At 45.6% G+C, this 11,778-nt stretch carries 9 protein-coding genes and 1 pseudogene; 5 read left to right on the forward strand and 5 right to left on the reverse strand.

Annotation, left to right across the window (positions count from 1 at the left end):
* Nucleotides 1-72 precede the first annotated feature (72 nt).
* Genes ACED25_RS12110 through ACED25_RS12120 form a run of 3 tightly spaced genes read right to left on the reverse strand, consistent with a single transcriptional unit; the run spans nucleotide 73 to nucleotide 3,395 of the window.
* Nucleotides 73-1,242, reverse strand: a complete 1,170-nt coding sequence (locus ACED25_RS12110; RefSeq protein WP_371695365.1) for an ABC transporter substrate-binding protein — start codon at nucleotides 1,240-1,242, stop codon at nucleotides 73-75.
* Nucleotides 1,239-2,711, reverse strand: coding sequence for a sensor histidine kinase (locus ACED25_RS12115; protein ID WP_371695366.1), 1,473 nt, complete (start codon nucleotides 2,709-2,711; stop codon nucleotides 1,239-1,241). The genes ACED25_RS12110 and ACED25_RS12115 overlap by 4 nt, the downstream gene beginning before the upstream one ends.
* Nucleotides 2,712-2,726: 15 nt before the next feature.
* The gene (locus ACED25_RS12120) at nucleotides 2,727-3,395 is read right to left on the reverse strand and encodes a response regulator transcription factor (protein WP_371695368.1); all 669 of its coding nucleotides are present in this window, start codon (nucleotides 3,393-3,395) and stop codon (nucleotides 2,727-2,729) included.
* A 449-nt stretch (nucleotides 3,396-3,844) separates the two neighbouring features.
* On the opposite strand from ACED25_RS12120, the gene ACED25_RS12125 reads away from it, so the two are divergent.
* The 5 genes from ACED25_RS12125 (at nucleotide 3,845) to ACED25_RS12145 (ending at nucleotide 10,303) form a co-directional block, all read left to right on the forward strand.
* Nucleotides 3,845-4,699, forward strand: a complete 855-nt coding sequence (locus ACED25_RS12125; protein WP_004732234.1) for an MIP/aquaporin family protein — start codon at nucleotides 3,845-3,847, stop codon at nucleotides 4,697-4,699.
* A 59-nt stretch (nucleotides 4,700-4,758) separates the two neighbouring features.
* Complete coding sequence (gene glpK / locus ACED25_RS12130) at nucleotides 4,759-6,282, forward strand: glycerol kinase GlpK (RefSeq protein ID WP_004732235.1); 1,524 nt, start codon at nucleotides 4,759-4,761, stop codon at nucleotides 6,280-6,282.
* Nucleotides 6,283-6,575: 293 nt separating this feature from the next.
* The gene (locus ACED25_RS12135; RefSeq protein ID WP_017096306.1) at nucleotides 6,576-7,361 is read left to right on the forward strand and encodes a DeoR/GlpR family transcriptional regulator; all 786 of its coding nucleotides are present in this window, start codon (nucleotides 6,576-6,578) and stop codon (nucleotides 7,359-7,361) included.
* 270 nt (nucleotides 7,362-7,631) lie between these two features.
* Nucleotides 7,632-9,191: a glycerol-3-phosphate dehydrogenase gene (gene glpD, locus ACED25_RS12140; RefSeq protein WP_059017645.1), complete on the forward strand. Its 1,560-nt coding sequence runs from the start codon at nucleotides 7,632-7,634 to the stop codon at nucleotides 9,189-9,191.
* Nucleotides 9,192-9,493: 302 nt separating this feature from the next.
* A complete protein-coding gene (locus ACED25_RS12145) occupies nucleotides 9,494-10,303 on the forward strand; it encodes an SDR family NAD(P)-dependent oxidoreductase (protein WP_371695369.1) in 810 nt (269 codons plus the stop codon).
* A gap of 99 nt (nucleotides 10,304-10,402) precedes the next feature.
* Here ACED25_RS12145 and ACED25_RS12150 read toward each other — a convergent pair.
* Nucleotides 10,403-10,987: pseudogene (locus ACED25_RS12150) on the reverse strand (substrate binding domain-containing protein); the annotation flags it as partial.
* Nucleotides 10,988-11,100: 113 nt separating this feature from the next.
* A complete protein-coding gene (locus tag ACED25_RS12155) occupies nucleotides 11,101-11,775 on the reverse strand; it encodes a hypothetical protein (RefSeq protein WP_371695370.1) in 675 nt (224 codons plus the stop codon).
* Between the last annotated feature and the right edge of the window lie 3 nt (nucleotides 11,776-11,778).

The raw sequence follows: 11,778 nt of genomic DNA on the forward strand, positions 1-11,778 counted from the left end.
GGCGGTATTTCGGTTGAATGACCAAGCCAAGATCGGGTTACTGCAAAGCAATCGAATTGACTACCAACTAAACTAATCGTAGCTTTTAAGAGCGCTCTCCCATTCGGTTATCACTAAGGATTTTTTGCTTTGATCCGAGAAGATCAACAGGCTGACATCTAACGGAAGGGGCTTGAGTTGATTGGCAAACTGCTCACGTAAAACCGCTGCCGATTTAGCACTTTTTATATCGATACGCACCGGAGGCATATTGGTTTCTTTTGCCATCAGCTTCTGCCCTGAATAGGAAAATAAGTAATCAATAAAGGCTTGAGCTTGTTCTAGCCTAGGCGTGGTTTTATTAATAAATGCAGTTCGAATGACCACAGGTGTGTAGTCGTTGGCAGCCACAATCACCACATCCTTGTACTTCGATTCCCACGAGTTCGCATACGAGCCCATGATGTTGTAGGCAATCGAGATATCACCATTGGTCAACGCCTTGAGCATCGAGGCGGAGCTATCAAAGGTGCGCGCGTGATGAAGATTAAACAGCTCTAAAAACTGCCCGTAGTTACTGGTTTGTGCCCGTTCAAAGGACCAAAGTAAATAACCGATACCCACATCACGAATATCAAACAGCCCTATCTTCCCCATCAATTCATCACTATGCTGACGAATAAAACTCAGCAACTCAACACGACTAAGCGGGACTTCTTTTCCTTCAAGAAAAGCTTCATTAAACACAATCACAGCAGGTTCATAACTAAAGCCAAACAGCTCATTTCGCCATTGACTCCAGTGCGGGACAATGCCCGATTGAGAGCCGTAGCCCGGCACATTGATTTGGTAAGGTAATGCGTAACCATCATTAACAAGTCGCAATTGTAAATCCATCACAGAACTGATGGTGATGTCGGGTTGATCCGGCTTTTGGTCTCGAATATGAGCATCTAATACATTGCTGCTCATCGCTTGATAGCGAACCGTAATATCTGGATTTCGACGTTGAAAGTCATCGAGCAGTGGCTTCATTTCTGACAAGTAAGCCGCCCCATAGATTACCAGCACATCTTCGTTGCTATCACCTTGGTTGCTATTGTCTTGGTGGACAGAGTTTTGATGAGCAGGTTTTTGATGGACAGGGTCTTGTTGACCAGTAGCTTGATTGGCTAATGCGGTGGCACCCGTAACAAACAAAGCGCTTGCTAACAACACAGCCGAGCTCAGTCCTGTTACCCAAGTTAGAACGAACTTGATCATAAAACCTCCCACCAATAAGTATGGGGGAACTGGATTTTCACCGTAAGGCCACCGTTATCCGCTTCATTTGGGTTCGTGTCTTCTAAGCTCAGAATCGCATTAGATTTTTGGGCAACATCCAAAGCAATACTCATCCCTAAACCTGTGCCTTGGCTTAGTGCATTTGGGCTACGATAAAACATCTCGAAAACGTGGGGTTTATCTTGCTCATCAATACCCGGCCCAAAATCACGAACGTACAGCACAGCTTTACTTCCTTGTTGCACCAACTCAACTTCGATCGTGCTGCCTTTCGGTGAATACTTGATGGCATTTTCGATGAGATTAGTCAGCATCTGAGTTAAGGCGAAGCTGTCGCCTCGGATATGAAACTTGAGTGATTCGATGTAGCTCAGTTCGATGTCTTTGCTCAATGCATTCATCGCTAAACCACGGCTGGTTTGCTTCACCAACTCGTTAAAATCAATCTCTGTGGGCTCAATACTTTGGTAGCGATGGCGAATCGTCGCGTGGTTCAACAGCTGCTCTACCGTACGCTCAAGCACTTCACACGCGCCAGTGACTTTATCTAAGTAATCGAGTGTGTGGCTGTCATTGGCTTTGCTTTTGGCCAGTTCGATTTGAGCTTTAATGCCAGCGATTGGCGTCTTTAATTGATGCGCTGCTTCGCCGGTAAAATTCTTAAGGTTGGTTAAGTTCTTATCGAGTTGAGACATAAACACATTGATGGTGTCGACCAAATGCTCGACCTCTTCCGGCGCATCGAGATTAATAGGGGTCAAGTCGAGATTGGAACGCCTTTCCATCTTATTGTTGATCTCATTGACCGGCTTGAGCACCTTTACAATCAACACAAAGATGACCAATAGTGCACTTAGCATCACCGCGAGCAGTAGCTTAACCGCGTGGTCCGAGAGCTGCTTCTCCCATACTTGCCTCGCTTGTGTGGTTTGCCCGACTAGCACGTAGATATTCTGAGGCCCTTCACGGGTATTCATGATGCGACTGACCAAAGACAAACGCACCCATTCATCTTTAAAGGTTAAGTAAAAATAAGCTGCCTCTGGTTCGAGTTTTATCTGATATTGCTCGATTTGGTCACGCACTAATTGATCATCAAGCAATTCTTTATAACCCGTGATGTAACCCGACTCCGATGAATTCGGAGAACTAGCAACCAGATAGAAAACCTTATCTCTAGGGGAATCAGCCAGCGATTTGAAGGCCGCGGTGGGGATGTCGACACTGAATGTTAAACCATTAAAACGAACCTGCTCTATGATCTGCAGGGCGGCGTTATTCAACTGGCGATCGTAAAACATCTGAGTGGTTTGATAGGCATAGCGCTTTACCGCAACCAAAGTCAGCAAACTAATCAGGCACAACAGACAGGTCGCAGAGAACAATAATTGAAATCTCAGCGATTTTGTTCGAAAACGAAAGCGGACAGATTGGGTTAGTGCCGTCACCTAAAACTCCTAAGCTCAGTCTTCGACTTTATTGAGCACGTAACCAAGGCCACGCAGGGTTTTGATCTCGACATTGCTATTGGCTAGCGCCTTCCTCAAACGACCAACGTAGGTTTCAATCGCATTCGTGTTGGGTGGATTGTCGAAGTTATATAAGTGATCGATGATCTCTTCTTTGCTCATCACACGGTTGAGGTGGTTCAGGAAGATTTCTAATAAGCGATATTCACGCTGCTTAAGCTCAATGACCTCGCCCTTCACTTTCACAATGCACCCGGCACTGTCGAACTCAATGTCACCAAACGTCACTGTGTTCTGATCGCTGCCTTGACGACGTCGAACGATCGCGCGACAGCGGGCTTCCAACTCACCAAAGTCAAAAGGCTTAGTGAGATAATCATCAGCGCCTAGATCCAAAAGCTGAATTCGGTCAAACACTTCACTGCGCGCGGTAAGAATGAGAACAGGGGTATCAGACGATTGGCGAATACGTTTGATGATCTGCTCACCCGATTTATTGGGTAGGTTTAGATCGAGAATCACTAAATCAAAATCGGTGTGGCTGATCATGGCGAACGCGACAGCCCCATCGTAGGCACAATCAACACCATGACCTAGGTCGATAAAGTGCTGTTCTATTGCTTCACTGATCAAGCGATCATCTTCAACTACCAATATTCGCATCTTATCCCCCGCACAAAGAAGACGATTGTTCTCAAGTATGATGGCAATTTCAATAACAAAAGTAACAATAATAAAACAAAGCACAGTACCACATCACATTTAGAACATTCTGTTCAGTACACAAGGTAAAGTGTGTTAAATATCATCAAGCTACGTCTAATAATCCGCCACTCACGAAGTAGCATCACAAATCCAAACACAAACTCCTCGTACCAGTTGTGCATTCATTTACATACAGGTAGTTTGAGCGACCACGAAACACATCCATTCGAGCAATGACGTTCATGCGAGTATCTTTTTCGAGCAAAAGTGTTCGGATTAACATTTCAAGTGACTTTAATTAACAATTTGATGCTCAAACGCTCAATTTTGATGTTCGTTTATTTTCGAGTTCGCAAATATATGCACAATACACGTGCTAGATAAGCAAAACTAAAAAGGACTCGAACATGACAACAAACAAACACCCTTCTTTATTTGGGCAATGCTTGGCTGAATTTATCGGTACAGGATTACTCATATTCTTCGGCGTTGGCTGTGTGGCCGCTCTGGTATTAACTGGTGCGACATTCGGACAATGGGAAATCAGCATCATCTGGGGCTTCGGTGTTGCGATTGCAATTTACTGTACTGCCGGCGTTTCAGGCGCACACATCAACCCAGCCGTAACGATTGCACTGGCCATGTTCCATGGTTTTGATAAAGCGAAAGTGGTGCCTTACATCATTTCGCAACTGCTTGGCGCTTTCTGCTCTGCAGCATTGGTTTACAGCCTGTACAGCAACCTATTTACTGACTACGAAATCGCACATAACTTTGTTCGTAGCAGCCAAGACGCACTATCAACTGCTGGTATCTTCTCGACTTACCCACATGCTTCACTTTCTTTCTTCGGCGCTTTTGCTGTGGAATTCGTGATTACTGCAGTGTTGATGTTTGCCATTTTAGCGTTAGGTGATGAGAACAACGGCGCATCTCGCGGTGCAATGAACCCTCTACTGATCGGTATTCTTATCGCGGTTATCGGTGGTTCTTTAGGTCCACTGACGGGCTTTGCAATGAACCCTGCTCGTGACTTCGGACCAAAACTGTTCGCTTACTTTGCAGGTTGGGATTTCGCACTAAGCGGTGCACGTGATATTCCTTACTTCATCGTTCCAATTCTTGCTCCAATTGCTGGTGCGTGTTTTGGTGGTTGGTTGTACCCACGTGTTATCGGTGCTTACCTACCAGTAGAAGGCCAAGGCTGCACAATTCCAAACCAATGTGAAACAGAAGAAGAAGCTGAACAAGCTCAAGCTTAATCCCTAAGCGACCTTACATTTACTAAAATATAAATAACGAAAGAAAAAGGATTCTTACCATGACCGAGCAAAAATACATTGTTGCCCTAGACCAAGGCACCACAAGTTCTCGCGCTGTAATCCTCGACCACGATGCAAACATCGTTAGTTCTTCTCAACGAGAATTCACTCAGATTTACCCGAAAGCGGGTTGGGTTGAGCATGATCCAATGGAAATCTGGGCGACTCAAAGCTCTACATTGGTTGAAGCTCTTGCTAAAGCAGGCATCCGCAGCGATGAGCTAGCGGGCATTGGTATCACGAACCAACGTGAAACCACCATTGTTTGGAACAAAGAGACAGGCAAGCCTGTTTATAACGCAATCGTATGGCAGTGTCGCCGTACTGCAGACATCTGTGAAGACCTAAAAGCTCGTGGACTAGAAGACTACGTACGTGACAATACAGGCTTAGTCCTTGACCCGTATTTCTCAGGTACCAAAGTAAAATGGATTCTAGACAACGTTGAAGGCGCTCGCGAAGACGCTGAAGCTGGCAAATTACTGTTCGGTACCGTTGATACTTGGTTGGTTTGGAAAATGACTCAAGGACGTGTACACGTTACGGATTACACCAACGCGTCACGTACTATGTTGTTCAACATCAACGACCTATGCTGGGATCAGAAGCTACTTGATGAAATGGGCATTCCCGCAATCATGATGCCTGAAGTGAAGCGCTCTTCTGAGGTTTACGGTCAAACGAACCTTGGTGGTAAAGGCGGTACTCGTATCCCAATCGCGGGTATTGCAGGTGACCAACAAGCTGCACTTTACGGTCAAATGTGTGTAGAAGCAGGCCAAGCTAAGAATACTTACGGCACGGGTTGTTTCCTTCTAATGAACACAGGCCAAGAGAAAGTAACATCGAAGAATGGTCTACTAACAACGCTAGCATGTGGCCCTAAAGGCGAACCTGCATACGCACTTGAAGGTGCAGTATTCATGGGTGGCGCATCAATCCAATGGCTACGTGATGAAATGAAGCTATTGGCTGGCGCAGAAGACTCTGAGTACTTCGCAACGAAAGTGGATTCTTCAAACGGCGTTTACGTAGTCCCTGCGTTTACTGGTTTAGGCGCACCATACTGGGATGCTTACGCTCGCGGTACGATTGTTGGCCTGACTCGTGGTGTTAACTCTAACCACATCATCCGTGCAACGTTGGAAGGTATTGCTTACCAAACGCGTGACGTACTAGACGCGATGCAAGCTGACTCAGGCATCAAGCTAGCGAAACTACGTGTTGATGGCGGCGCAGTAGCGAATAACTTCCTAATGCAATTCCAATCAGACGTGCTGGATACTGAAGTTCACCGCCCTGAAGTAACGGAAGTAACCGCTCTGGGTGCCGCTTACCTTGCTGGCCTAGCGGTTGGTTTCTGGGACAGTATTGATGAGCTTCAAGACAAAGCCGTTCTTGACCGCACCTTCATGCCGCACCACGACGAAGAGAAGCGTAACCGCCGTTACAAAGGTTGGAAACGTGCTATCAAGTGTGCACAGGTTTGGTCTGAGCTACACGATGACGATGACAACGAGTGATACTGAAGTACTCAGCTAATCGTTAATCATTAGCCGCTGCTCTAGGAACTCGAGTAATCTAATCGACTAGATTGTTCGAACCTCAGCAAACGAAACTAAAAAGAGCACTATTTTGTGCTCTTTTTTGCGTTTCAGGCTCAAATTCCGCGTTTTGCGCAGCGTTTTTGCGGTTTAGACATGATTCCTTACCATCATTACTTCTCTCTTTTCATCAATTCGAGCACAATAGCGTGAGTTTATATTTTCGATTTTGACGCGCTAGAGCCCTTTGCGCGCAGGGAGTGGTAAGTTAAGTGAAGCAGATACCAAGACACCAGCAGATTGTAGATCTGGTAAAAACACAAGGATATGTGAGTACCGAAGAGCTCGTTGAAAAGTTCGATGTCAGCCCACAAACCATCAGACGAGACCTCAATGAACTTGCCGATAGCAACAAAATTCGTCGCTATCATGGTGGTGCAACCATTCCTTTAAGCTCGGAAAATACCTCGTATAACACGCGTAAAGCGCTTAACTTCAACGAAAAAGACGTGATCGCCGACGAACTAGTTAAGCACATCCCAGATGGTGCAACCCTATTCGTTGATATCGGTACCACGCCAGAATCGGTAGCACGCGCCCTCAACAAAAACCACAAACAACTAAGAGTCGTCACCAACAACATCAATGTTGCCAGCATCCTTCTGCCTAACCCAGAGATCAAGGTTATCTTGGCCGGTGGCGAAGTACGAAACCGTGATGGCGGTATTGTTGGCGAAGCGACACTCGATTTTGTAAAGCAGTTCCGCCTCGATTTCGGCATCTTAGGTATCAGCGGCATCGACTTTGATGGCTCACTGCTCGACTTTGATTACCACGAAGTTCGTGTAAAACAAGCCATCATCGAAAACAGTCGCAGCATCTTCTTAGCCGTCGACCACACTAAGTTTGGCCGTAACGCGATGGTTAAGCTCGGTAATATCTCTCAAGCCCACATGGTGTTTACTAATAAGCAGCCACCAGAAGAGATTCTCAACATCCTTAAAGATTCCGCAATACCATTAGAAGTGATCGATACCGCTCGTCCTATGAGCGAATAACTAAACATAAGAGCTCAGTGACGCCACTTTCTTAAATGATTCACGATTCTTTATAGAAAAGTTAATAAAGTAAAACTTGCTCGCTGTCACTGTCGCTTCTATGCTCGAATTAGTCTTATTTGAACCTCTGCTTTCATAAGCAGAGGTTTTTTTATGCCCAAATCACATAAAACGCGCATAAACGAAAATAATAAATGACCGCAAACGAAAGTTCATATAGGATTCAATTATGTTCTAAAATGCTCGTTCGCTCAGAAAGAGGTCAAAACCATGAGTGCTCAACAAAATAATTCAAACAACAGTACATCTTCCACTTTAGACTTGATCGTGATTGGCGGCGGCATCAACGGTGCAGGCATCGCGGCAGACGCATCAGGTCGTGGTCTAAACGTTGGCTTATACGAAGCAAATGATTTCGCATCCGCAACGTCTTCTGCCAGCTCAAAGCTTATCCACGGTGGCCTACGCTATCTTGAACATTACGAATTTCGTTTGGTTTCGGAAGCACTCGCGGAACGTGAAGTCTTGTTAAGAAAAGCGCCTCATGTTGCTCAACCAATGCGTTTCCGTTTACCTCATCGACCATTTTTACGCCCGGCTTGGATGATCCGCTGTGGCCTATTCCTTTACGATAACTTGGGTAAGCGCACCACTCTTCCGGGAAGTAAGACAGTCAACCTAGCGAAATCAGGCCTACTGAAACCAGAAATGAAGACGGGCTTCGAATACTCAGATTGCTGGGTTGATGATGCGCGTATGGTATTGCTTAACGTGTTGGCAGCAAAAGAGAACAACGCAGAAGTACGTAACTACTGCCGTGTTGAAAAAGCGCACCGTGAAGGTGGTATTTGGCATGTGACGATCCTTGATGTGATGACAAACCAACGTTTTGAACGTAAAGCGAAAGCGCTGGTTAACGCAGCCGGTCCTTGGGTTAAGCAATTCTTTGATGATGGATTAGAGCAGGCTTCGCCTCGTAATATTCGTCTGATCAAAGGCTCGCACATTGTTGTGCCACGCATTCATGACGAACCACAAGCGTACATTCTGCAAAACAAAGACAATCGTATTGTGTTCATGATCCCTTACCTAGATAAGTTCTCGATCATCGGTACCACCGACCTTGAATACAAAGGCGACCCGCGTAACGTCGCAATTGATGATGTCGAAGTGGATTACTTGATTGATATCGTTAACCAGCACTTTGTTAAACAGCTTGGCCGTGAAGACGTGGTTTGGACATACAGTGGCGTAAGACCGCTTTGTGACGACGAATCAGATTCACCACAAGCGATCACTCGAGACTACACATTGGAATTGGACGCAGAGCTCGATCAAGCACCACTGCTTTCGATCTTCGGTGGCAAGTTGACCACTTATCGTAAGCTCGGCGAAGCGGCACTTAAGAAGCTTGAGCCACACCTAACCAACATGGGCGCACCATGGACAGCGAACGACACGCTTCCAGGCGGTAACTTTAGTTGCAGCAGAGAGCAGCTTGCGAAGATGATCCACACTAAATACCCTTGGGCATCTGACGCGCTATTGCTTCGCTACGTGACTCAATTCGGTACTTACACTTGGAAGCTACTGGAAGGCGCAAATAGCGAAGCTGACCTTGGCATCCAGTTCTCAAGCAAGGCGTATGGCGTTTATCAAGTTGAAATCGATTACTTGATCAATGAAGAGATGGCGATGACTGACGAAGACATCTTGTGGCGCAGAACCAAACTTGGCCTGTACATGAGCGAATCCGAGCAGCAAGCGGTGACGGATTACCTGAAAGAGAAGCTACAAAGCAAGGTAGTGAGCTTTTCTCAGGTAGGCTAACCTCACCAGCCTAAACATGGTTCAAGAACATACTTAACAATGAAGCTTAGCGTCCCCCGCGCTAAGCTTTTTTATTGCCTGCTATTCCGGCCTAAGAACTCGATCAGATAAATCTCTCGATTGATCGTCTCCTTCGCACGGACTGAGGCTTTGTTCACTCCCCCATTTTCAACAAAAACTAAATAGTGTTTTATTAATCCGGTCGATTATCAACTTCATAAAAGGTTGCTATTCTTTATCTCAACGAAACGACACATTTAAAAACGCTCACTATGTCAGCGCTTTAATAAGGAATCTATTCCATGCAAAAAGTTATTCTGATCACAGGCTCTACCGATGGTATCGGCTTCGAAACGGCAAAAGTACTTGTTCAACAAGGTCACCACGTTTTATTGCATGGACGTAACCCAAGCAAACTCAAAAACGTAGAGCAGCAACTTGTGGCTATCTCTGCTGAAGCGAAAATTCAAAGTTACGTGGCAGACTTGTCTGTTCTGGCTGATGTGGATGCGTTGGCGGACGAAATAATTGCTGAGCACGATAAGATTGATGTACTGATTAACAACGCAGGTGTGTTCAACACCCCGAACCCAATCACTAAAGACGGTTTAGATGTTCGTTTTGTTGTGAATACCATTTCACCATACCGTCTGACTAAACGTCTGCTACCTGTACTCGGTGCATCTAGCCGAGTGGTTAACCTATCTTCAGCGGCGCAAGCAGCAGTGAACATCGAAGCGCTAGAAGGCAAGAAGCCAATGTCTGATGGTGACGCTTACGCACAAAGCAAGCTTGCGATCACTATGTGGACTCGTGAAATGGCAAAAGAGTTAGGTTCTACAGGGCCAATGGTGGTTGCGGTCAACCCAGCTTCGTTACTAGGCAGTAAAATGGTGAAAGACGCTTACGGCATTGCAGGCGGCGACCTAAGCATCGGTTCTGATATTCTAGTTCGCGCATCATTGTCTGATGAGTTCGCACAAGCAGGTGGTCAATACTTTGATAACGACAACAACACGTTTGCGAACCCACACCCAGATGCGATATACGGTGATAAATCACAGCAAGTTGTCGCTAAAATTGAAGAGATCATCAAAGCAACGCTTTCTTAATGACAGCTATGCTCAAGTGATTTTCTGATTCCAAGAAAAAGCCCTACGTGACGAACGCATAACTTAGTCACGTAGGGCTTTTTCGTACAACGTTTGTCTCTACGTTTGTTCCCAATACGGCGGGTTGCCATAATACTCAGAGAAGTAGTCAATGAAGACTCTCACCTTTGGCGCAAGTAACCTTGTGCTTGGGTACACAGCCCAAATCGCAGGTTCTGAGGTTAATGGGTAATCTTCTAATATTTGAACCAGCTGACCGCTTTTCAGTTGCTCATAGGCGCACCAATTCGACGTCACCGTGATACCCATACCACCTGAAGCTGCGTCACGCAGTGCTTCTCCGTTATCTGCCCTGAACGACCCAGATGCCTTAATCGTCTTAGGCCCGCTTTCAGTATTGAAGGTCCAGTTTTCTAAACCAATTAAGCTAATACACTGATGATCATTAAGATCTCGAGGTGTAGCTGGCTTACCATATTTGATTAAGGAATCAGGCGATGCACACACAATACGTTTGTCTGTCGCAAGTTTTCGGGCAATCAGTGTCGAGTCTTTCAGCTCCGAGATACGAATCGCGATATCAAAGCCACCCTCAACAACATCCACCATCGAATCTGATAGCCTGAGATCGACTTTTAACCCAGGGTAACGCCTAAAAATGCAGGTAAGGTGCAAACGCCCATATGGGTGATTTACCTATCGGGTTGGGTTTGATGGTGTTTCCGATATAAATCGGTAGGGTATTAGATCAAAAAACTCTCCAATTCGGAGAGCTCATAGGCTATATCGTAAATGGTTTAAGCTAGCGCAGCTCTAACCTTTTTGGCTTTCTGGTTTATCTCGAACAGGCCTTTGCGGATTTCCTTTTCTAAGCCATCCGAAAACATGAGCAGTTTGAGTGATGAGCCTGGGATTCGTTTAAATATTGGTGCCACCACGAATTTTCCTACTAGGTAGAGGATAGGGAATGCGGCCAGTACACCCAAGATGGCGCCTGGTCCTCCTCCTACGGCTAAACCTAACACTGTTGTTAAGAGTCCGCCGATTATGATGGTAAGAGCGTAGTTTAGTACTGTTGTAAGTTTTGACCAAATTAAGCTTGAGAAGCCTGTTTGTCCAATCATCGTGCGGTAGTGCTTCATGTGTCCGTCTTTATCGAACACTCTTACCACGTCGCGTTCATGATCGTATATGCAGAATGGTCGTAATGTTTTACCGCTATCTGGTGATACGTAAATGATTGAAGCGATGCTTCCAATGCCAATGTTATTGTCGGTATTTACGGGGATGCTAACGACTTCATTGTTGAAATTCATAATGAACAGTTCGCCACTCGTCGAGGTGTTGGTGACCAATTCGTTATTGACGATACTCGTGCTCTCTGATGTTTGAATTGAGTCTGATTTAACGATCCCTGATTCATAGAACAATTCGATGGTTTTCTTTTCGAAGGTGAATGTGAATTTTTCCATTGT

It is taken from the genome of Vibrio sp. 1F263, from assembly GCF_041439035.1.
GTDB lineage: Bacteria > Pseudomonadota > Gammaproteobacteria > Enterobacterales > Vibrionaceae > Vibrio > Vibrio tasmaniensis_A.

Excerpts from the sequence above, each read along its gene's own strand:
- ACED25_RS12110 (WP_371695365.1), bottom strand. The coding sequence starts at position 1,242 with ATGATCAAGTTCGTTCTAACTTGGGTAACAGGACTGAGCTCGGCTGTG.
- ACED25_RS12120 (WP_371695368.1), bottom strand. The coding sequence starts at position 3,395 with ATGCGAATATTGGTAGTTGAAGATGATCGCTTGATCAGTGAAGCAATA.
- ACED25_RS12125 (WP_004732234.1), top strand. The coding sequence starts at position 3,845 with ATGACAACAAACAAACACCCTTCTTTATTTGGGCAATGCTTGGCTGAA.
- glpK (WP_004732235.1), top strand. The coding sequence starts at position 4,759 with ATGACCGAGCAAAAATACATTGTTGCCCTAGACCAAGGCACCACAAGT.
- glpD (WP_059017645.1), top strand. The coding sequence starts at position 7,632 with ATGAGTGCTCAACAAAATAATTCAAACAACAGTACATCTTCCACTTTA.
- ACED25_RS12145 (WP_371695369.1), top strand. The coding sequence starts at position 9,494 with ATGCAAAAAGTTATTCTGATCACAGGCTCTACCGATGGTATCGGCTTC.
- ACED25_RS12155 (WP_371695370.1), bottom strand. The coding sequence starts at position 11,775 with ATGGAAAAATTCACATTCACCTTCGAAAAGAAAACCATCGAATTGTTC.